This window comes from Micromonospora inositola, assembly GCF_900090285.1.
Lineage (GTDB): Bacteria > Actinomycetota > Actinomycetes > Mycobacteriales > Micromonosporaceae > Micromonospora > Micromonospora inositola.
Window position 1 is genome coordinate 4,791,400 of sequence record NZ_LT607754.1, and the last position, 20,553, is coordinate 4,811,952.

The following is a 20,553-nucleotide window of genomic DNA, read 5'->3' on the forward strand; positions in this document are numbered from 1 at the left end:
TCATCCTCATTCCGATGATCCACCTCGGTCGGCCCGAGTTCTATGACGCGGCCAGGGAGCGGGTTAGTCGTTGTGCGCTGGTCGTCGCGGAGAGGCGAGCCCACACGAGGCCGAGGGTGTCGCTGCCCGGGCTGGCGTATCGGCGCCTGCGCCGACGCCGGCGCTCCACGTCGGTCGTGCAGCGGTTGTGAAGAAGCGCTGGGCGTGCCTGTTGTGCGTCCGGACCTGAGTCTGGATGAAATTCGCCAGCGGCGTCGCCGGCTGCCGGCCGCCGTGCCAACGTACTTGCTCGCGCGCGTGACGACTTGGGTGGTGGTGCCCCGGGTGGCGCTCTACGTGCTGCTCTTCGGTGCTCAGCGTTTCCTCGCCGACGAGCTAGCCCTTGACGACGACACGCCGTACATCGAGCCCTCGTTGCTCGCCCGGTCGCTGGACACCGCGGTCGCGACCGGGGAGACGGGCACCCGGTGGGATGGCATCGATCGAATCACCGTCGATAATCGCGACGCATCTTAGGACGCGTCTCATTTGGTGAGGCGGCGGTAGCAGATCAGGGTGCTGGCGATCGTGGCAAAGGCTTCGAAGTGATCGCCCTTGCGGTCATAGCGGCGAACGAGGCGCCGGTAGCGCATCAGCCAGGACATGCAGGCTTCAACGACCCAGCGGTGCCGGCCCAGACGCGTGGAGGACTCGATGCCCTTACGGGCGATGCGTACCTTGATCCCCCGTCGCCGGACCTCGCGGCGCAGCTCGCGGGCGTCGTACGCCTTGTCGGCGTGCAACTTGTCTGGCCGCCACCGGCGGCGCCCGTTGGGTGTGCGGATCGCCGGGACGCTGTCGAGCATGGGCAGCAGCAGTTGGCTGTCGTGGACGTTCGCGGCGGTGACCAGCACAGCCAGGGGCAGCCCCTTCCGGTCGCAGATGACGTGGAGTTTGCTGCCTGGTTTGCCGCGGTCGACCGGGTTTGGGCCAGTCAGATCGCCCCTTTTTCCGCCCGCACACTGATCGAGTCGACCACCGCCCTCGACCAGTCGATCCGCCGGTCGGCGCCGAGCCGGTCCAGGGTCGCCTCGTGCAGCCGGAGCCAGAACCCGGCCGCGGTCCACTCGGTGAACCTGCGGTGCGCGGTGGCCCTGGTGACACCGAACGACGCCTCAGGCAGCTTCCACCAGGAACAACCCGCCTGGGTCACGTACACGATCGCGGCCAGCACCGCCCGGTCATCCACCCGCCGGCGACCACCACCCTGCCGACGAACCGGCGCGGGCGGGATCAACGGCGCCGCTATCTCCCAGAGATCATCCGGCGCCCAGGTGCGGATCATGGCCTCGTCCACGGGAGCAAATCATGCCCCCAGGCCAACGACCATCCAAATGAGACGCGCCCTTACTCGACGCCCTGGCGGAGCCCCTTGGGGCCGCCGCCAATTAGCCGGAATCGCCATCTCCCACGCGGCCCGCGCCCGCGGGCGCCCACCCGAACAGTCATCGCCACCGCCCTAGTTGGCCAGCTACAGGCACCTGACCGACGGCTGTCGTACCCCTCCTTGCGGTCCTCCTTGAGGTTGGCACTGTCTGAATCGTGACCGATACGGAACCGCAGGTCCTACGTGCAGTGACAATTGCCGGGCGCAATGGGCGCGCCACAGGGGGACAAGCATGTCCAACAGGGGGTCAAGCATGGTACGAAGACGTTCACACGCGGCCGTCGTGGCCGTCGCGGCCATGGCGTTGGTGTTGCCTTCGGCGACGCCCGCGGCGGCCGCAACCGCATCCGCCCCGATCGTCGACGGTCTGGCCGGACCGCTCCAGCTGGCGGTGGGTAGTGACGGGACGGTCTACGTCTCCCAGTCCTTCGCGGGGAAGCTGACGGCGGTGGGAAAGAAGGGTACGACCGACCTCGTGTCGACGCCCGGCGCGGAGATCGCGGGTGTTGCCGCGGACGGCCCGGGAACGGTGACCTTCACCACCAGTGGTGAGAGTGAGGACGGACTCTTCGCCGAGGTGAGGCGCGTTCTGGCCAGCGGGAAGGTACGGTCTCTCGGCGATGTCGGCGAGTATGAGGCAACCGTCAACCCGGACCAGGTCAACGGCTATGGCTTCCAGGGGCTCGCACCGGGGTGCGCGGAGCAGGTGCCGGTGGAAATCGGCGGCGATCCCTACCCCGGGATTGTCGAGTCCCACCCGTACTCCGTCGCGATCCTGCCGGACGGGTCGCGCATCGTCGGCGATGCGGCAGGTAACGATATCGTCCGCGTCGCACCCAACGGCAGAATCAGCACGGTCGCGGTGCTGCCGCCCCAGCCGTTCGTAGTCACCGCAGAGGTTGCTGCCGGCATCGGGCTGCCCGAATGCACCGTCGGCAAGACCTACAACTTCGAGCCGGTACCCACGGATGTCGAGCTCGGTCCGGACGGTCTGCTCTACGTGTCGAGCCTGCCCGGCGGCCCGGAGGATCCGAGCCTCGGCGCCCGAGGCTCGGTCTACTCGGTCAACCTCGCCACCGGTCACGTCGCGGAGGTCGCCGGGGGCTTCCTCACCGCGACGAACCTCGCCGTCGCTCCCGACGGCACCATCTACGTGGCGGAGATGTTCGGCAATCGGATCTCCACCGTCTCTGCTGGCGGTGCTAAGCCGTTTGCAGAAGTGCCGACCCCGGCCGCACTCGAGTGGGCCAACGGGAGGCTGTACGCAACCGTCGATGCCTTCGGTAACGGGTCGGTGGTGACCTTCACGCCCTGAGGTCGTCGCCCAAGCACCCGACGCCTTGCTGCTGACTGGATCGTGGCGGCAGCGGCGCGTGAGCAGACCCCGCTGCACACCGTGCGGCGGGGTCTCGCATGTGGACTCACGCCCTGCCAACAAACGGTGCCGGCCGTTTATTCCGAGAAGATTTCGCCGAGGATGCGCAGCGCGTTGGCGGCCGGCTCGTCGGCATCGCCCACGGTGTAGGAGCAGGTGACGAGCGTCTTCCAGAGGGCCCAGCCGCGCCCGCGCGCCCATGTCGCCTCATCGATGGACAGTCGCTCCCGGAACGCCTGCCGGCCGTCAGCGGTCAGCAATGTCCACGCGATTGCCAGATCACAGGCCGGATCACCCACGCCGCATGTCCCGAAGTCGATGACGGCTGCCAACTCCCCGTCGATGAGCAGGAGATTTCCCTGGGCGACGTCACCGTGGAACCAGCTCTTCACACCGTCCCAGCGTGCGTCCAGTGCGCTCTGCCAGATCTCCCGAGCCAGGTCGATGTCGACGTGGCCGTCGAGTGCCGTGAGCGCGCGCTGCGCTTCTCCATCGTAGGTGCGCAGCGTGCCGCCCCGGTACCAGTTGTGCTGTCCGGGGCGGGGACCGTCAGTGGTATCGACGCTCTGCAAGGCCGCCAGGAACCCGGCCAGGTCGAGCGCGAACCGGACGGGGTCGGCGATACGGTCCGCGCTCGCACACTCGCCGTCGAGCCATTGGTAGACCGACCACGAGTAGGGATAGCCCGCGCCGGGTTCGCCTTTTGCCAGTGGGGCGGGGATGGGCAGCGGGAGTCGGGGGGCAAGCGCCGGAAGCCACCCGTGTTCCTTGTCGACCGCCAAGGCGTACTCGGATGCGCTGGGCAAACGCACCGACATCCGGTTGCCGAGGTGGAAGGTCCAGTTGTCCCAGCCACCGTTGGCTACGGGCTGAACCGGGAGGCCGGCCCACTGAGGGAACTGGTCGGCGACAAGCCGACGCACCTGTTCCGCGTCGACGGCAATGCGCTGGGGCACGGGACCGAGATGCGGTGTGTTGTTCACTTGACGTCCTTGTCTGACAAGGGAACTTGAAGTGTGGGGACCTGAACGACAGCTCGCCGCTTGAGCACACCCCATAGCAACTCCAGCCGTGATGTTCACCTTGGCAAGCTGCGGGTTGAGGTGGTGCAGTAACGAAGGCAGCCACCGTCAATCATGGACGGTTGTGTGGACTGACCATGACGCAGCGGTGGCTGCGGGATACAGGGTAGACGCCCAGCGGTGGCGGGTGTTGTTCGATGACCTGATGTTGACTGTCGGACGGCGTTTTCGCAGGCCGGAGCCCCGCCACCGGGTGCGTGACTTCGTTCGGGGTTACTGGCGCCTCTGCCGAGGAAGAATTGCTGGACCATGTCAACGCCGCTCGAATCCTGACCATCGGGTTCCGGCTGAACTTTGACTACCTCTGGTCTTGTTGATCTTTAGTCGTTGGCCTTGGTGGCTGCGGGAACGCGGCCGAGGTCGCGGTCTTTGAGCCGGTAGCTGTCGCCCTTCATCGAGATGACTTCGGCGTGGTGGACGAGCCGGTCGATCATGGCTGCGGCGAGCCACCCCACCGACAGTGCGCTGCCCGCGGTAGTGAAGACCAGGATCGCGGAGGCGACGAGCTGGATGCCGTTGCCCAGGCTCGTGACAAAGGTAGCCGGCAGGAGCAGTCGCTCGGCTCGACCCCCCGTCGGTGGCGTAGCCAACGGTTCGACTAGCGGCACGCGAGAATCGATCGATGCGGTCCGGGCCGCAAGCATCTGCGTGGGCGGGGTGGTGGCGGTGGTCATGTGCACAGCCTCCGGGAACTTCCCTGACAGGCTGCGTCAGTGAAGTTGGGTGGCCTCGACCACACCAGGTGAGTTCGCCGCGACCACGCCTACCAGCCCCATCCCCACCAGGCTGACCAATCCCGCTGCCGCCATCCCGATAGCGAGCCCACGTCGCGGAGGGCGTCCCCACCTGACGCGGTGAAGCGTTCGACCATGCCGCGTTCCGTGCGCACAATGTCGCGGTGCGCGCGTTCGGTCGCGCACTCAACTGCCGCCGACCGGGCGTCACGGTGCGACGGACGCGCGGCGGTGCTCGGCGCGCGGTCGTGCGAATTGAGTGCACTCCAGTGGCGAGTCCAGCAGGTTCGGCCCGCGGACAGTGGGCCTGAGCCGGGAGTGTGCCTCTCGTGCCAGGTTGCGGCTGCTGATGCTGCGGCGGCCGTCACAATGACCCAGCTCCTCGACGCGGGGATGCCTGGCGTGGTAGGTGCGGCCGAACGGGTGTGGCGATAGAACTGGACGGTGACTCTCACCTTCTGCTCGGACTTGGCGGCCGCCGACTGGATCGTCCACACCACCCTGCCGTGGCAGCAGCTGGTGCGCTTCGGCCCTGCCGGCTTGGACGCCTACGCGCGGCTTCTTCTCTTGCCTGATCCGGTACGCCCGGGCCAAAGCGAGAACGACGTGGAGGCCGAGGACTGGCGCACAGATCAGCTGCCGAGGCTGTTCGAGCTACTGGCGGCCTGCACCACCACCCCGGACGAGTGCTACTTCTGTGTCTGGGAAGGCTTCGCCAACGCCGGGCCTGTCACCGACGACGATGCCGCGTACGCGGGCGTCGACAACTTGGAGGACCAGATCGGGCGGGCAGCCGCCCGGCCGGGACTGGCACCGACGTCCGGTGCCTCGCCCTCGGTCCTGCAGGCGCCGAAGGTGGAGGTGCCCCACCGCGCGTATTGGCTGTTCCGTGGGCCTCTGGCCGAGATCGGCACGTGGGACACCGCCGAGGCGTGGCCGGGGCAGTGCCGGCTCGATGCGGTGGAACCGGCGTTCGTCTGGCCTGCCGATCACGCCTGGTGCGTTGCCCTGGACGTCGATCCGCACTGGGCCGGGATCGGTGGCGGTGCGCTGCTGGTCAACCAGCTCATCGCTGACCCGCTCCTCGACGTGGTCTCTGCCGATCCCACCATGGAGCAGCCGTTGTATTGGTGAAAAGAAGCGGTTCCAGTCGCCGTTGCACCCTGGATGCCCCGAAGAAAGGCATGCCGCAGCGAGGTCTGCATGCGCGGATCTGCCGCTGTCCGGGCGCCCATGATGCTGGCCATGGTGCATGGTCATGTCGATGACAGCGTGTCGTAGCTCGCGGACGTTGGCGCCGTGGCGACTTTTGGACCTTGGGATGCGATGCCGACGATCCCCAGCGGATCGCTGCTTTCTGGGCGCTGGCCCTCGGCTATGTCAAGGAATCCGGTTTCGACGAGCCCGACAACGCGTCCATCGTCGACCTGGATGGCCGGGGCCCTGCCATTGGTTTCCTCAAGGTGCCCCAGGGGAACCCTGACGAACCAAGAACCGGTCATCACCTGGACCTTGTGCCTACTTTTGGGTGCTTCAGCGCGTTGTGACGCCTGGTGGCCGGCAGCCTGCTGCGGCTGCCGGCCACCAGGCGTTTGTCTGTGCTATTTCGCCGTTGCCGCCGTAGGGAAGGCGCGCAGCCGGCTCACGGGTGATGCGACGAGCACGATCACCACGGCGGCCGAGGCGATGGCCGCGACGGCCAGCGCTGCTTTGGCGCCGATCGCTCCGGTGAGTAGACCTGCGGTGAGTCCGCCGAGCGCGCCGCCGCCGAAGAGCAGGGTGCGGAAGACGGCGGTCATCCGGCCCATCATCGATTGCGGGGTGACCGCCTGGCGGAGGCTGACGATGATGACGCCGGCTACGCCGAGCCCGAGGTACGTGGTGAAGAACGACAGGGCGCACAGCCCGACAACCAGCGGTCGTGGACCGGCTGCCACGACGATCAGCGTCGGGCCGAGCAGCAGGGCTGACTGGGCGACGAGGTAGACCCGCCCGATGGGGAACCGTTGGATCACCTTATGCGAGATGACCGCGCCGAAGAGCCCACCGACCGATGCCGTTGCGAAGACGCCACCAAGGATGGTCGAGCTCAGGTGCAGATCACGGGTGCCGTAGAGGAGGAACATCGTCCACACGGTGATCATCGAGAAGTTGCAGCAGAAGCCGATTCCCGCAAGCCAGCGCAGGATGGGGCTGTCGATCACCCACCGTAGGCCGTCGCGCAACTCGATCCTCAGGTGGCGGCGTTCGGCGGCCGGCGGTTGGGGTTCTCGGGTGCGTATCAGCAGAAGCGACACCAGCGAGACCAGATACGAGGCAGCGTTCACGACAAGGGCGACCGGCGCGGTCACCGCGCTGATCAGGGCCCCGGCGAGGCCTGGTCCGGCGATGTCGGCGGCCGACGAGCTGATGCCCATCTTGGCGCTGGCCTCGACGTAGTGCCTGGGGTCACGAACAAGCGTGGGCACATACGACATCCAGCTCACGTCGAACAGCACCGAGGCGACACCGACAGCGCACGCGATGATCATCAGCGGAGTCATGCTCAGCGCGCCTGTCCAGTACAGCGCGGGCACCAGGGCCAGCAGCAGCATCCGGGCCAGGTTGGCGGCGAGCATGATCGGTCTGCGCCGGGCGCGGTCGACCCATACCCCGAACAGCACGGCGAGCCCGAGGTACGGGACGAGCTGCAGGAAGCGCAGGAGGCCGACCTGTTCGTCGGTGGCGCCGAAGGCGTTGATCGCGGTCAGTGGTATGGCGAGGGTGGTGACCTGCGTGCCGAGCAGGGAGACGGTCTCGCCGAGCCAGAACTTGAGGAAGTCCCGGTTGTGCCGCAGGCTTGCCGGTGGGCCGACCGTCGATGCCTGGTCTGTCATGTCCAGGGTCTGCACGACCTTGCTACCTTTCGTTGGTGCGCCGGCTGGCGGTGAGGTGGGCGACGGCGTCGGCGACGGCATCGACCTCGTCCTCGGTGTTGTAGTAGTGCGGCGAGAGCCGCAGCGCCCAGGCGACGTCCTTGTCGGCGAAGTCGTACTGGGCGAAGTGCTGGTAACTGAGTGCCGAGTTGATCCGGTGTGAATCCAGGGCCTGCTTGAACGGCACCGGTTCCCAGCTGGCGACGTCGAAGGTGACCAGCGCGGCGGGGTTCGGGCCGCGGTCGAGCACGCGTACGCCGGGAATCTGCGTGAGCTTGTCGCGTAGCCGGGCGGCCAGGGCGGGAGTCCGCCGGGAGATCGGCCCGATGCCCACGCGTAGTGCGTAGCGGGTGGCGGCGGCGCTGCCGATGACGGCTGCGTAGGGGAATTCCCAGTCCTCGAACCGCGCCGCGGTGTCGACCGGGCGATAGGTGTCGGGACCGGTCCAGCGCGCGCCGTACATGTCGATGAACAACGGCTCGAAGCCGTCGCGCAGGATCCGGTCGGCGACGTAGAGGAAGCCGGTGCCGCGTGGTCCACGCAGGAACTTGCGGCAGGTGGCGGTCAGGAAGTCGCAGCCGATCTCGTCGACGTCGATCGGGTACTGGCCGACCGACTGGCAGGCATCGACCAGATACACCAGGTCCAGGTCCCGGCAGTGACGGCCGATCTCCGCGATGGGCTGGACCAGCCCGGAGTTGGTGGGGATGTGGGTTACCGCGACCAAGCGCGGACGCCGTGTTCGCATGAGCTGCGCCATCGCGTCGACGTCAACGCCGCTGCCGTCATGGTGGTCGGGTGCGTGCACGATCTCGATGCCGAACCGCTTGCGTAGCGACAGGAAGGCGATCTGGTTGGAGATGAAGTCGTTGCGGGTGGTGAGGATGACGTCACCGGGCTGGAACGGGATGGACGACAGCGCCCGGGTGTAGGCATCGGTGGCGCTGGCCGCGAAGGCGATCTCGCTTGGCTGGCTACCGATCAGCTCCGCGGTGGCGGCGTAGAAATCGCTGACCTCGGCGGCGCGGACGTCGGCGGCCTCGTAGCCGCCGATGCGCGCCTCCAGGTCGAGGTGCTCGACCATCGCCTGGTGTACCGGCCGGGCGAGCAGGCCGCAGCCGGCGTTGTTGAAATGGATTACCGACTCGGAGCCGGGGGTGTCGGCCCGTAGGGCGGTGAGGTCGAGGAGCGTTTCTCCAGAAGCGGTGATAGCGCTATCATGTTCTCTCATGGTCGAGAGTAGCACTATTGACGTCCTGGTCTCCACGATGCGGGCGGAGATCGCCCGCCTGGCACCCGGTGACCGGCTGCCCAGCAATCGTGACCTGGTGCGTAGTCACAGCGTGAGCCCAGTGACGGTGGCGCGGGCAGTTGCGGCGCTGGCCGCCGAAGGCACAGTGGTGACCAGGCCCGGAAGCGGGACCTTCGTGGCGGCCCGCCGGTCGCGCCCGCCCCATGGCGCGGTTGATACGTCGTGGCAGACGGTCGCGCTCGGCGACCGCAGCGTCGACGCCCGCACCGTCACCGACCTGCTCAGCCCGCCAGCGGCGAACACGATCACCCTGGCGGGCGGCTACCTGCACCGCTCCCTGCAGCCGACCAAAGCCCTGGGCGGGGCGCTGAGCCGGGCAGCCCGGCGACCCGACGCCTGGGACCGTGCACCAACCGCCGGATTGGAAACACTGCGTTCGCTGTTCGCCCGGCTCGTCGACGCCGACGTCGACGCCGACGACGTGCTGATCACCAGCGGCGGACAAGACGCCCTTTCCATGGCGTTTCGATCCATCGCCGCGCCCGGCAGCCCGATCCTGGTCGAGTCGCCCACCTACCAAGGCGCCCTGGCCGCCGCGCGTGCCGCCGGACTACGCCCCATTCCCGTCCCGATCGACGCCGATGGCATCCGCCCCGACCTGCTCGCAGACGCGTTCGCGACGACCGGCGCCCGGCTGCTCTACTGCCAACCGACCTTCCACAACCCAACCGGCGCGGTTCTGCCACCCGAGCGCCGCCGCCAGGTCCTCGACATCGCCCGCGCCGTCGGGGCGTTCATTCTCGAAGACGACTTCGCGCGACTGCTCGGCCACGGCGGACCGATGCCCCGCCCCCTGCTAGCCGACGACAACGACGGCACAGTGGTCTACCTGACCTCCCTGACCAAGCCCGCGTCACCGAGCCTGCGCATCGGCGCACTGATAGCCCGCGGCCCCGTGGCCCACCGGCTGCGCGCGACCAGGCTCGTCGACGACTTCTTCCTCGCCCGACCGCTGCAGGAAGCCGCCGTCGAACTGATCAGCACACCGTCATGGGATCGGCACCTGCGCGGGCTGGCCACCGCGCTGCGCGAACGCTGCGCGGCCCTCGCCACCGCACTCGCCACGGAGATTCCGGAATGGACGCTCTCCAGCGTCCCCCAGGGCGGCCTGCATCTGTGGGTACGCGTACCGGGACCCCTCCAGTCGGCTACCGCGATCGCCGATGCTGCCCACGCCCGAGACGTCGCGGTCAGCGTCGGCAGCGGCTACTTTGCCGCCGAACCCACAGGGGCGTATCTACGTCTCGGCTTCGCGGCTACGGCCGACCTGGCGCAGCTATCCGAAGGCGTGCACCGACTGAGCAAGGCGACAAGACACATGCATAGTGCCGATTCGTAAAGTGCCCGTCGCTCGCCAGCACATCATGCTCCAACCCTGGGCCGGTGCCCTCTCCCGCAACCGGCCGGAAATCTGCTCCCACCAATCTGGGACGCTCAGTGGTGGCCCAACGTAACGATCCGCCTGTTCGGCTCCGCTTGGCGGGGCCAGGCGGTCGTTGCTAGGCACCCGGGCGTAGAGTTCCGGCGGTCGATCGGTTCTTGGTTCGCCGGACTTGCTCCGGCCACCCGCACAAATATGTCCGATTGTTCCTGTATGAGGCCGAGGGCAAGTCCGCCAAGAACCGTATGCATATCGATATCCGGGTGCCGGTCCAGGCCCCTGGGACATGGCCGAGCGCGCCCGACTGATCCGGCAGAAGGTGCCCGAGCTGGTTGCCGCCGACGCGACGGTGGTCCGCGAGGAGTGGTACGGCGACGTCCTCGGGCACGTCGTCATGCATGACCCCGAGGGCAACGAGTTCTGCGTCGCTTGATGCCATGATCAGTGCCGCATTCCGGCATCCGGATCTGCCGCAATCAGGGCGCCGGCTCACCGGTCGCTGAACGACCGGATCTGCCGAGATGAGGGCGTCCGATCATAGCCGATGTGAGGGCGTGGCTGGGTCTTCAGCAGGGCTTCGTTGCGTCCTGGTATGCCTGGTTCGCGTGGGACCGCCCCCACAAGTTCGGGGTCAGCGAGCGGGCCGCGGTCGTGGCGCTCGCCGGCTACAGCGCCCACGCGTTGCAAATGCTGTTGGACCTGCGCGACCGCGTCACCGTCGCCGAGACGCTCCAGCGGGGCGATGCTCACCACGCTGCCGGGCGCGTGCCGGGCGTGGAGCTGGCCACCCAGTACCGGCCAGCGCACGCCGGAAAGGTCGGCGACGCCCACAACAACCGCATGGGCGCCGGTAGCTGCGCTCAGGCGAGGCGGGCGGCGCGCAGCGTGAGGTAGTCGCGTTCGGGACGGCTCGCAGTCATCCGCGCCGCGCGCAGGTAGCTCTCGCGGGCCGCGGCCACGTCGCCGGCTTGGTCGAGCAGGTGGGCGCGGACCGCTTCGAGGCGGTGGGTGTGTGCCATCCGGTCGTCGCCGTCAAGCGTGCCGAGGAGTGCCAGCCCGGCGCGGGGGCCGCGCACCATCGCGAGGGCGACGGCACGGCTCAGCGTGACGAGCGGGCCGGGCGCGACGTGGTTGAGGACGTCGTAGAGGGCGAGGATCTGCGGCCAGTCGGTGTCGTCGGCGGTCGCGGCCTCGTCGTGCAGCGCGGCGACGGCGGCCTGGATCTGGTACGGCCCGACCGGCCCCGTCCCCAATGTCCGGGTCACCAGCGCGATGCCCTCGGCGATCGCGGACGCGTCCCAGAGTTCGCGCCGCTGCTCGGCGAGGGGCACGATCGCGCCGGCGGCGTCGGTGCGGGTGGCCCGGCGGGCGTCGGTGAGCAACATCAGCGCGAGGAGCCCGGCGACCTCGCCCTCGACGGGCAGAAGCCGGTGCAGCAGCCGGGTCAGCCGGATCGCCTCGGCGGTGAGGTCGGTGCGATGCAGGACGGGTCCGGCGCTGGTGGTGTAGCCCTCGTTGAAGACCAGGTACAGCACGTGGAGGACGACGTCGAGCCGCGCCCGCCGCTGTTCGGCAGCGGGCAGCTCGAACCGGGCCCCGGACGCGCGGATGCGCTGCTTGGCCCGGACGATCCGCTTTGCGATCGTCGCCTCCGGCACCAGGAACGCGGCGGCGATCTCGGCGGTGGTGAGACCGCCGACGGCGCGCAGCGTCAGGGCGAGCTGCGACGAGGGTGACAGGTCGGGATGGCAGCACAGGAACAGCAGGACGAGCGTGTCGTCGACGTCCGCCGTCTCCGAGACCCCGGCCGGCTCGAGCGCGGCGGCCTCCAGTTCGCGTCGCCGCCGGGCGCTGTCGCGGCGCCAGAAGTCGACCAGCGTCCGGGTCGCGACAGTCAGCAGCCAGGCGTGCGGCCGCTCCGGCACGCCGTCGGCCGGCCAGCGCTGGGCCGCCGCGAGCAACGCCTCCTGCACCGCGTCCTCGCACGCGTCGAACTGCCCGTGCCGGCGCACCAGCGTGCCGAGGACCCGCGGCGCGAACTCGCGCAGCAGGTCCCCGACGGACTGGTCGCTCACTCGGTTACGACTGGGGCGGCTGGTGGTCCATGAGGCGGCGGACCTCCATCGGAAACTCGATGTAGGCGACCGCCCGCGACGCGATCTCGATGGCCCGCTCCTCGCTCACATCGACGATCCAGAAGCCCGCGAGGGACTCCTTCACCTCGGCGAACGGCCCGTCCGTCGGCAGCGGCGCGCCGTTGTGGAAGCGCACCGTGGTCGCCTGCGCCGGGTCGACGAGCGCGTCGCTCGCCACCAGCTCGCCGTTCTCCCGCAGCTCACCGTCGATCTCCATCATGAGCTTCTGCATGCCGCTGATCCACTCCGGCGACCGGTTCGCGAGCGTCTCACCGAGCCCACCAAACATCATGATCATATACTTCATGCCGCATCCTCTCCGTCCGGCGCCCTCATCCGGGACGCGGCTCCTGGTCGGAGCCGCCACCCTGTTCTGGACATCCTCGGCGGAACTATTCTCCGGCCGTCGACCCGGCGTGATCGCGCGCCTCGATTGGCAGGCCCGCCACCGCGTCCGCGACGCCTGGGGGACCGCCACCCTATCCGGAACACCCGCCCAGCCGGTGCGAACGGTTCGCCGTGCCCGGCCGCGATCAGCGCGACGACACGCTCCCTCGGCAGCTTCACCAGCAAGCGCCGCTCCGTATTCCCCCGGTCGAGGCGCGACCTCGTGCGCAACACGCTGTCATGCCGCGATCAGGGCGCCGGCTCACCGGTCGCTGAACGACCGGATCTGCCGAATAGCGGGCGTTTCCGCCTCAGCTCCTCTTCGGCCATCCGCCGAAACCCGCTGGAACACGAACCGCGGCTATTGCTGCCCGATCCCTGTCCCTGCAAGAGGAGCGCACGGTCTACGCCAGAGAGAAGACCCGCTGCAGCCGGACCAACGCGTCGGCGTCACCGTCGATCCGCACGCGGTCTCCTGCGTGGCCCCGGGCAAGCTCCATGAAGCCCTGTCGATCGGTGACGATCCTGAGCGTGGCGTGTTCCCCGGCGCCACCTGATGTGACATCGACCGTGCCGTCGTGAACCCGAACGGTGACTCGTTCACCGTCCACCTCGATGTCGTAGGTCTCATCCAGGCCAACTGCGGCATCCGGGTGGAACGCTGCCTCAAAGCCGAGCAAGAGGGCGCTGTCGGGCAGGCGGTCGTCGGCGGGATCGCGCAGCAGCGGGCGTCCCCAGCGCGCGAGCTCGAGGATCGTCGGCTTGAGCGCGTGGCCGCGCTCGGTCAGCTCGTACACCGTCGCCGGCGTCGGTGGCGGCACTTCGCGCCGATCGATCACACCGGCCTCCTGGAGTTCGCGCAGTCGCGCCGCAAGTAGATCGGTGGCCAGTCCCTCCAGTTCGTGCCGCAGGTCGGTGTACCGCTTCGGCCCGCTCAAGAGCTCACGGACGATCAGCAGGGTCCAACGCTCGCCGAGGACGTCGAGCGCCTTGGCGAGCGGGCAGAACTGTCTGTATCGGCGTCGAGACATGCGCCTAATGCTACCGAACAGTTGACGAGTAGTCCTATCGAAGAGTTTGATAGGTCGTGGCATAGCTTGGAAAACTTGTCTCTACCTACTTCTCCCGATCTAGCGGGATCTAGCGGAGGTAACCATGTCGATCCGCGACCTCCCGTTCCGACGCCAGGTCCGGCACCTCAATCCCGCCGTGCACGACCCGCATACGTCCGCCGTACGTCGGCAGATCGCGCGGGACTTCGGCATGCTGGTACCGCCGTTCGCGCTCCACCTGCCGGCGCCCGACGTCCTTTGCGCGTACTGGGCCATCGTTCGTGAACCGACCTGCGGCCGGCTTGTCGATCGCGCGAAGAAGGAAGCTGTTGCCGCCGCGGTATCAGCGATCAACGCGTGTCCCTACTGCGTGGACGTCCACACGACGATGCTCGACGCCCTTGGAGACCGAGCCCCGGCCGCGGCCATCGTTTCCGGAGACACGGACGGCATTGCGGATCCGGACCTGCGTGCGGTGGTTGCTTGGGCACGCGCGAACCGCCAGCCGGACGCGCCCATCCTGCAACAACGGCCGTTTCCTGACCAGCACGCGCCCGAGCTGATCGGCGTCGCCCTCGCGTACCACTACATCAACCGCATGGTCAACATCTTCGCTGTCGCATCGCCGTTCCCGTTCGGGGACTCGAAGATCAAGCCGATCGCCAGACGCATCGCCGTGCCGGTCTTCCGGAGGCTGCTCGCTCGCGAGGTACGACCCGGCGCGTCGCTCGACCTACTTCCCCCTGTCCCGCTGCCCGACGACCTCGGCTGGGCTCAAGGCGATCCGGTCATCGCCGATGCGTTCGGCCGAGCCGCGGCCGCGTTCGATGCGGTTGGCAAGCAGGCACTCCCAGAGCACGTGCGACAACTAGTGGCCACCCGGCTCAGCGCATGGCGTGGCGAGGAGCCAGGCATATCTCGCGGCTGGGTCGAAAGCGCCATCGAGACGCTGCCAGCACCACAACGGCCACTCGGGCGGCTCGCGCTGCTGGCCGCGCTCGCCTCCTACCAGGTCGACGCTCAGGTGCTCAACGACGCACGGGCGCGCCCCGGACCAGCCGGAGACGAAGCGCTCGTAGCGGCGGCCGGCTGGGCAAGCTTCGCTGCCGCTCGTCGGATCGGGTCGTGGCTCCACACCGCACCCGCAACACCAACCAGCGGTGGCGACCTCACCCCCCGACCGTAACGAGCCGCCCCCGGACCGCGCGACGCTCGCAACCGGTGGCCGCGCCACGCCCAAACGCCGACCGAGCGGCGCTCGCAGCAACATCCGGTCATCAGCGTAAGTCGTTTTGTGTCAAGCTTTTGGTCGGTGCCTCGGCCGTCGTCTGTCCCTGCATAGCGGTGATGGGGTTGGTCCCCGGCAACGTGTAATCGGGTTGATGAGACGACGGGCCGGGGCTGCCCATGATGACCGGCGAGATCACAGTGCGTGTCTCAATGCCGCGTAGGGCTCGCCCCGGCCGTCAGCTTGAACGCCGCGACGAGGAATCAGGCGGCTAGAGCCACCTGCCTGCGGTGGTGGCTGCCGTAGGTGGCGATGTCGGCGTTCCACGCTCGTCCGGTGGTGATGACGGCGTGCAACTGGCGCAGGATCGCCGCGGCGATGACGGTCTGGGCTTGGGTCGCCGTGAGTTTGTTGGTCTCCCGGGTGGTCAGATGCTGGTAGCGGGCGGCATAGACGGCATTGCTGCGCTGGGCGCCCCAGACCGCCCGCCAGGCGGCCAGACGCAGCGCGGGCCGGCCCTGGCCGGTGAGTTTGGTGCGGCCGACGAACGTCCCGGACAGTTTCTCCCGCGGTGCGAGGCCGGCGTGCTTGACCAGGGCGCGGGCGGTGGCGAACCGGTTCGGGTCACCGGTCTCGGCGAGGATCGCCGCCGCGCCGACCGCGGATAGGCCGGGGATGGAGGTGGCCAGTTCGGTCAGCTTGAGCTCGTCGAGGACGCGGGTCATCCGGGTGTCGGTGTCGGTGAGTTTGTCGGCGGCGGTGTGCCAGTCCTGCAGCAGGAACGCGACCCGCTCCAGCGCACCGGGCCGGTGGGCGGTCACCCCGGTGGGGTCGGTCAACGCGGTGAACAGGTGCCGCAGGATGCGCAGCGAGGGTTTGCACCCACCGCGGCGGGTGATCTCACGGCGCACGGCCTGCTCGAATCGGGCCGCACCGAGGCGTCGGGTGCGGGCGAGGTCACCGCCGTCACGCTGGCAGATCACCGTCATCGCCGCCGCCCAGGTGCGGGACCGCAACGGCTGCTTGGCGGTGTCGAGCGCGGCGGGCCACACACACTCGAGCAGCGCGCGGATCTGCTGGACCTGGCTGACCATCTCGATGATGAGCTGTTCGCGGCGGGCGCCCAGATGCCGCAGCCGGCCCCAGGTCTCATCGACCGGCTCGGGTACGTAGCAGCGCAGCTGCGCGGTCAGCCGGGCGATGAGCACCGCGTCCTTCTCATCGGTTTTGTCCGAGGTCAGGTCCTCGCTGCGCCGCGCCCACGAGGTCAGCATCGGCTGCACACACACGAACGGCATCGCCCGGTCCGCAGCGAGCTGGCCGAGGACCCGCCACCGGTGCCCGGTCGGCTCGCACGCCACCGTCACCCCCGCCCAGCCTTTCGCCGTGGCCCGCTCGGCGGCCCAGTCCAGCGCTGCCCCGAGATTCCAGGCCCGGCAGCGGAATGTCTTACGGGCCAACACCTTCGAGTCGTGATCGGTGACTACGACCATCTGCTTCGCGTCGGCCAAATCGATCCCCACGATCGCGTTGGTCACCGGCACCAACGCCCGCAGCCGAGCAAGCCGGGCGTTGCGGTTGCGATCACCCCGGGACACACCGCTACCGTTACCCATGAACGTCCTCCTCCTGCGATGGGACACCAAGCCCGACAAGCGCATCAGGGGGACGTTCCTACGTCCTGCATCGACACGCAGAACGTCTTTCTATGCCGCGATCAGGGCGCCGGCTCACCGGTCGCTGAACGACCGGATCTGCCGATGAGCGTGCGGTTCGCCATGGCCGAAACTCCGCAAAGAACGGCGCTGGCTGTCCTGGCGCGGTGAAGGTGGCGCGGCTCGCATCACAGTTGCGCCGGCTGGCGCGCCCGCGACTAGCGGCCCGCCGAGACAGCCGAGTCCATCGCCTGGGCGAGCGACCACTCCCGGTCGCAGGGCGGCGGCGATCAGGTCGGCGACGTCCACTTCCGGCTTCCGTCAGGCGGCAACGATCACGCCGGGCGGCTCCGTGACGGTCGCGGGGGTGGGTCCAGTCCGCGACCGGTATTCGGATCTTGTGGGCAGGGGCTTCGGCTGGTCGATCGGGGCGGTGAGGACGCCGAGCAGCCCGGTCACTTCCAATACCCGGCGGACGATGGGTTGCGGGTGGGTGACCCGCATCTGGCGTCCGCCTTGGACGGCGGCGTTGCGCCCGGCGACGAGCGCGCCGAGCCCGGCGCAGTCCAGGAACGTAACCCCGGCGAGGTCGACGTCGAGTACAGCGGGAGTGTGATCGTGCAACACGCTGAGCAGCCTGTCGCGTAGGGCTGTTGCGGTTGCCAGGTCGACCTCTCCGACCACGGCGACCCGGGCCGTGGTCGGCGACGGGCAGGTCGTGGCGATGCGTAGCTGCGCCAACGCAGTCACGGGCGAAAACTTGGTGGACATTGTGTTCCTCCGGCCCAACTGCTTACAGGGATTGCTTGGTGAGCGGGCGGGGGCTGGGCCCGGAGCCGGGGAGGCAACAAACCGAATGCAGCGGGGCGTTGCAGGCTCGACGAGCTGCGTGAATCGGTACGACGCAGCTACCCCGGAGACTACTCGCAAAGGTGCTGGGAGCCGCATGGTTTCCGCCAACCCGGCTCGGCGCCACGCGCCGATGCGTGCCCAACGTCGGCGGGTACTGCTGATGGGATGACCCCCGGGTTGGTGCCGCGGGTCACGGCGGGCTTCACGGGGGCGTGTCGCGTCTGGCGTGCAGACCACCCTCACGCAACGTCATGTCATGTCATGTCATGTAGGCACACCCCTCTGTGTCATCAAGAGGCGGCGAGGAGTGGTGTTCTAGGCTCAACGCCGTTCAGTTAGGTCGGTGGTCGGCGTGTCAAGGCGTGTCTGAGACGTAAAGCAGCGGAGCTCCGGTATAGAGGGTGGTCACTCTAAGACGCCCTGACACCTGGAGCTCCGCTGGCAGATCAGATTGCCATATCCCGGTCGGTGACGGTAGCCGCAGGGGTGTTCGCGCCGGGTCATCTGGGCGAGCTGACCCGGCTGGTGCCGTTCGAGATGGTCGATGATGTTCTGGTCGCGACCGGGCGTACACAGTCGCGGGTCCGGCTGTTGCCGGCGCGGGTCGTGGTGTATCTGCTGCTCGCGGGATGCCTGTTCGCCGAACTCGGCTACCGGCAGGTGTGGTCGAAACTCACCAGCGGCCTGCGCGGCCTGCCGATCGCCTCGCCCAGCGGCAGCGCGTTACGTCAGGCCCGGCAACGCCTCGGCCCGCGACCGGTGCGCGCGTTGTTCGACCTGTTACGCGGCCCTGCCGCTACGAGCGCCAGGCAGGTGCGCTGGCGAGGTCTGCTGCTGACGGTGATCGACGGCACCACCCTGGTCGTCGCGGACTCGCCGGCGAACACCGGCCGATACACCAAGCATCGCTGCGCCAACGGTAGTTCCGGGTACCCCCAGCTGCGGTTGAGCGCCTTGCTGACCTGCGGCACCCGCTCGGTGATCGATGCCGTGTTCGACCCCGTCACCGTCGGTGAACTCGACCAGGCCCGGACGCTGACCCGTAGCCTGCAGCCAGGAATGCTGCTGCTGGCCGACCGCAACTACGCCGCCGCCGACCTGCTGACCACCATCGCCGCGACCGGCGCGCATCTGCTGATCCGCAGCAAAGCCAACCGTCGTCTGGCGATGATCGCTCGCCTGCCCGACGGATCCTGGCTGTCCAAGATCGGCGCCCTCACGGTCCGGGTCGTCGAAGCCCGGATCAGTATCACCACCACCGCGGGCACCCACACCGGCGACTACCGGCTGATCACCACCCTGCTCGACCCACACACTCATCCCGCCGCCGAGTTGATCCGGATCTACCACGAACGCTGGGAGATCGAGACCGCCTACCTCGAACTGAAATCCTCGATCCTCGCCGGACGTGTGTTACGCGCCCGCACCCCCGACGGCATCGACCAGGAAATCCACGCCCTGCTCATCGTCTACCAGCTCTTACGCACCGCCATGGCCGACGCCACCGACAGCCAGCCCGGCCTCGACCCCGACCGGGCCAGCTTCACCACCGCCCTGAACACCGCCCGTGACCAGATCGTGCACGCCGCCGGCGTCATCGCCGAGACCGTCATCGACCTGGTCGGCGTCATCGGCGCTCAGATCCTGGCCAACCTGCTACCCGAACGCCGCCTGCGCACCAAGACCCGCATGATCAAACGCTCGAACTCCAAATACCAAGCCCGCGGCCCGAACATCGACCGACACAGCTACAAAGCCACCACCAGCATCGACATCATCAGCCCCGACCCTTGACACGCCGACCACCGCCCTAACTGAACGGCGTTGGTTCTAGGCTGGGTGTCGGCGGGTCCGGGAAGTGACTGTTCCGAAGTGTCGATCATGGGGATCGGGTCGGCCGCGCTGGATTGCAGAGTCGCCCCCACGTGTCCTCCCGGGCCCGTCCCGGCTTTCTTGGCGTCTTTGATCATTTGCTTGTAGACGATGTCGGACAGCCGGCGCTTGAGTGCGCGCATGGCCTCCATCGACGTCTTGCCGGCGGCGAGTTTGCGCCGGTAGTAGGCGCGGCCTTCGGTGTCGTGGCGTAGCTGGACGACGGCCATGATGTGCAGGGCTCGGTTGATGCGCCGGTTCCCGGCCCGGGACAGTCGGTGGCGTTGCTGGTCACCGGATGAGGCGTCCAGGGGTGCGGTGCCGTTCCAGGAGGCGAAGTGTCCGCGGGTGGCGAAGCGGTTGATGTCCGCGACGTCGCCGATCAGGCGGGCGGCGCCGGAGGGGCCGATGCCGTGGAGGTCCTGCAGGCTGCTGCCGGTGGTTGCGACGAGCTCGTTCAGTTCCTTGTCCGCGGCCTTGATCTTCTTGTCGACCTGGACCAGTTCGGTGATCAGCTCGGAGGTGAGCCGGCGGCGGGTGCGCCCGACCAGGTCACGGGGACGAACGGTATTGAGCAGGGCGCGGGCCTGCGGGGCGGACAGGAACTTCTTCGCTCCGCCGGGCAGCAGTTCCAGCAGCAGCTTGTGGATGCGGTTGAGCAGGTCGGTGCGGGCGTGGCCGAGACCGTCGCGGCGGTCGGCCAGCAGCCTCAACGCAACGGTCACATCGTCGACGGTGACCTGCCGTAAACCCTTGGCGCGCAGGGCTGCGACGGCGACGCTGTGGGCGTCGACCGGGTCGGTTTTGCGGCCCTGACCGGTGTCGAACACCCGGGCCCGGGCGGACAGTTTCGGCGGCACGTCCACCACGGTTTCGCCGTCTGCGACGAGGCGTTGGGCGATGTGCCGGCCGATGCCGTTGCAGCCCTCCACCGCCCAGACCCGGTCCTTGTGCTGCCGGCCGAGCTTCAGCATCGTCCGGTAGCCGTCGCGGTCGGTGCCGAACCGGCCCTGCGCGAGGACCTTCTCGCGGTCGTTGACCATCTCGATGGTCGCGGACCGCTTATGCGGGTCCATACCGATGATGACCTGTCCCACGCTCGTCCTCCTCGATCAGACCGGGGCTGAATCCGGCGAGGAGGGCAGCG

20 protein-coding genes are annotated in these 20,553 nt (G+C 68.4%); 9 read left to right on the forward strand and 11 right to left on the reverse strand.

Annotated elements, in window-relative coordinates:
• The first annotated feature begins 204 nt into the window (after positions 1-204).
• Positions 205-516, forward strand: coding sequence for a hypothetical protein (locus GA0070613_RS22820; protein WP_157746454.1), 312 nt, complete (start codon positions 205-207; stop codon positions 514-516).
• Positions 517-524: 8 nt separating this feature from the next.
• Here GA0070613_RS22820 and GA0070613_RS22825 read toward each other — a convergent pair.
• Positions 525-1,324 (reverse strand): IS5 family transposase gene (locus GA0070613_RS22825; RefSeq protein WP_172876011.1). Its coding sequence is split into 2 segments (ribosomal slippage): positions 525-979 and positions 979-1,324, totalling 801 coding nucleotides; the frame shifts between segments, so codons are not numbered across the junction.
• A 385-nt stretch (positions 1,325-1,709) separates the two neighbouring features.
• Between GA0070613_RS22825 and GA0070613_RS22830 the strand changes: the two genes are divergently transcribed.
• The gene (locus GA0070613_RS22830) at positions 1,710-2,741 is read left to right on the forward strand and encodes a ScyD/ScyE family protein (RefSeq protein WP_089014157.1); all 1,032 of its coding nucleotides are present in this window, start codon (positions 1,710-1,712) and stop codon (positions 2,739-2,741) included.
• Between the two features lie 137 nt (positions 2,742-2,878).
• Here the strand turns inward: GA0070613_RS22830 and GA0070613_RS22835 are convergent, their stop codons facing one another.
• Together GA0070613_RS22835 and GA0070613_RS34060 are read right to left on the reverse strand one after the other, a co-directional pair.
• A complete protein-coding gene (locus GA0070613_RS22835; protein WP_089014158.1) occupies positions 2,879-3,784 on the reverse strand; it encodes an aminoglycoside phosphotransferase family protein in 906 nt (301 codons plus the stop codon).
• 419 nt (positions 3,785-4,203) lie between these two features.
• Complete coding sequence (locus tag GA0070613_RS34060) at positions 4,204-4,557, reverse strand: ATP-binding protein (RefSeq protein WP_331716699.1); 354 nt, start codon at positions 4,555-4,557, stop codon at positions 4,204-4,206.
• Between the two features lie 504 nt (positions 4,558-5,061).
• Between GA0070613_RS34060 and GA0070613_RS33085 the strand changes: the two genes are divergently transcribed.
• Positions 5,062-5,751 (forward strand): hypothetical protein, encoded by a 690-nt coding sequence (locus GA0070613_RS33085; RefSeq protein ID WP_197698958.1) that lies wholly within the window; start codon positions 5,062-5,064, stop codon positions 5,749-5,751.
• 182 nt (positions 5,752-5,933) lie between these two features.
• Positions 5,934-6,164 (forward strand): VOC family protein, encoded by a 231-nt coding sequence (locus tag GA0070613_RS34500; RefSeq protein ID WP_172875878.1) that lies wholly within the window; start codon positions 5,934-5,936, stop codon positions 6,162-6,164.
• A 54-nt stretch (positions 6,165-6,218) separates the two neighbouring features.
• Here the strand turns inward: GA0070613_RS34500 and GA0070613_RS22850 are convergent, their stop codons facing one another.
• Together GA0070613_RS22850 and GA0070613_RS22855 are read right to left on the reverse strand one after the other, a co-directional pair.
• On the reverse strand, positions 6,219-7,493 hold the full coding sequence (locus GA0070613_RS22850; RefSeq protein WP_089016133.1) for an MFS transporter: 1,275 nt from the start codon (positions 7,491-7,493) through the stop codon (positions 6,219-6,221).
• 22 nt (positions 7,494-7,515) lie between these two features.
• Complete coding sequence (locus GA0070613_RS22855) at positions 7,516-8,778, reverse strand: aminotransferase class V-fold PLP-dependent enzyme (protein WP_231929388.1); 1,263 nt, start codon at positions 8,776-8,778, stop codon at positions 7,516-7,518.
• Here GA0070613_RS22855 and GA0070613_RS22860 point away from each other — a divergent pair.
• The 3 genes from GA0070613_RS22860 to GA0070613_RS22865 all read left to right on the forward strand — a co-directional run bounded on the left by GA0070613_RS22860 (position 8,762) and on the right by GA0070613_RS22865 (position 11,119).
• Positions 8,762-10,183, forward strand: coding sequence for an aminotransferase-like domain-containing protein (locus tag GA0070613_RS22860; RefSeq protein ID WP_089014161.1), 1,422 nt, complete (start codon positions 8,762-8,764; stop codon positions 10,181-10,183). The genes GA0070613_RS22855 and GA0070613_RS22860 overlap by 17 nt on opposite strands.
• Positions 10,184-10,511: 328 nt before the next feature.
• Positions 10,512-10,658, forward strand: a complete 147-nt coding sequence (locus tag GA0070613_RS32295; protein WP_157746456.1) for a VOC family protein — start codon at positions 10,512-10,514, stop codon at positions 10,656-10,658.
• Positions 10,659-10,771: 113 nt separating this feature from the next.
• A complete protein-coding gene (locus GA0070613_RS22865; protein ID WP_089014162.1) occupies positions 10,772-11,119 on the forward strand; it encodes a hypothetical protein in 348 nt (115 codons plus the stop codon).
• Here GA0070613_RS22865 and GA0070613_RS22870 read toward each other — a convergent pair.
• The 3 genes from GA0070613_RS22870 to GA0070613_RS22880 form a co-directional block, all read right to left on the reverse strand.
• Positions 11,086-12,300, reverse strand: coding sequence for an RNA polymerase sigma factor (locus GA0070613_RS22870; RefSeq protein ID WP_089014163.1), 1,215 nt, complete (start codon positions 12,298-12,300; stop codon positions 11,086-11,088). The genes GA0070613_RS22865 and GA0070613_RS22870 overlap by 34 nt on opposite strands.
• A 4-nt stretch (positions 12,301-12,304) precedes the next feature.
• Positions 12,305-12,667, reverse strand: coding sequence for a YciI family protein (locus tag GA0070613_RS22875; protein ID WP_089014164.1), 363 nt, complete (start codon positions 12,665-12,667; stop codon positions 12,305-12,307).
• A gap of 484 nt (positions 12,668-13,151) precedes the next feature.
• Positions 13,152-13,778: a winged helix-turn-helix transcriptional regulator gene (locus GA0070613_RS22880; protein WP_172875879.1), complete on the reverse strand. Its 627-nt coding sequence runs from the start codon at positions 13,776-13,778 to the stop codon at positions 13,152-13,154.
• Between the two features lie 124 nt (positions 13,779-13,902).
• Here GA0070613_RS22880 and GA0070613_RS22885 point away from each other — a divergent pair, with 124 nt between their 5' ends.
• A complete protein-coding gene (locus tag GA0070613_RS22885; protein WP_089014166.1) occupies positions 13,903-14,985 on the forward strand; it encodes a carboxymuconolactone decarboxylase family protein in 1,083 nt (360 codons plus the stop codon).
• A gap of 305 nt (positions 14,986-15,290) precedes the next feature.
• Here GA0070613_RS22885 and GA0070613_RS22890 read toward each other — a convergent pair whose 3' ends face one another.
• Entirely contained in the window at positions 15,291-16,643 is a 1,353-nt protein-coding gene (locus tag GA0070613_RS22890; protein WP_157746457.1) for an IS110 family RNA-guided transposase, read from the reverse strand.
• 360 nt (positions 16,644-17,003) lie between these two features.
• A complete protein-coding gene (locus tag GA0070613_RS22895) occupies positions 17,004-17,432 on the reverse strand; it encodes an STAS domain-containing protein (protein WP_157746458.1) in 429 nt (142 codons plus the stop codon).
• Positions 17,433-18,002: 570 nt separating this feature from the next.
• Here GA0070613_RS22895 and GA0070613_RS22900 point away from each other — a divergent pair.
• Entirely contained in the window at positions 18,003-19,328 is a 1,326-nt protein-coding gene (locus tag GA0070613_RS22900) for an IS4 family transposase (protein ID WP_231929389.1), read from the forward strand.
• Here the strand turns inward: GA0070613_RS22900 and GA0070613_RS22905 are convergent.
• Positions 19,283-20,503: an IS110 family RNA-guided transposase gene (locus tag GA0070613_RS22905; protein WP_231929391.1), complete on the reverse strand. Its 1,221-nt coding sequence runs from the start codon at positions 20,501-20,503 to the stop codon at positions 19,283-19,285. The genes GA0070613_RS22900 and GA0070613_RS22905 overlap by 46 nt on opposite strands.
• Between the last annotated feature and the right edge of the window lie 50 nt (positions 20,504-20,553).

Bases quoted from the DNA above. Each gene is read 5' to 3' on its own strand.
- GA0070613_RS34060 (WP_331716699.1), bottom strand. From the start codon at position 4,557: ATGACCACCGCCACCACCCCGCCCACGCAGATGCTTGCGGCCCGGACC.
- GA0070613_RS22850 (WP_089016133.1), bottom strand. From the start codon at position 7,493: ATGACAGACCAGGCATCGACGGTCGGCCCACCGGCAAGCCTGCGGCAC.
- GA0070613_RS22860 (WP_089014161.1), top strand. From the start codon at position 8,762: ATGGTCGAGAGTAGCACTATTGACGTCCTGGTCTCCACGATGCGGGCG.
- GA0070613_RS32295 (WP_157746456.1), top strand. From the start codon at position 10,512: ATGGCCGAGCGCGCCCGACTGATCCGGCAGAAGGTGCCCGAGCTGGTT.
- GA0070613_RS22875 (WP_089014164.1), bottom strand. From the start codon at position 12,667: ATGAAGTATATGATCATGATGTTTGGTGGGCTCGGTGAGACGCTCGCG.
- GA0070613_RS22880 (WP_172875879.1), bottom strand. From the start codon at position 13,778: ATGTCTCGACGCCGATACAGACAGTTCTGCCCGCTCGCCAAGGCGCTC.
- GA0070613_RS22885 (WP_089014166.1), top strand. From the start codon at position 13,903: ATGTCGATCCGCGACCTCCCGTTCCGACGCCAGGTCCGGCACCTCAAT.
- GA0070613_RS22890 (WP_157746457.1), bottom strand. From the start codon at position 16,643: ATGGGTAACGGTAGCGGTGTGTCCCGGGGTGATCGCAACCGCAACGCC.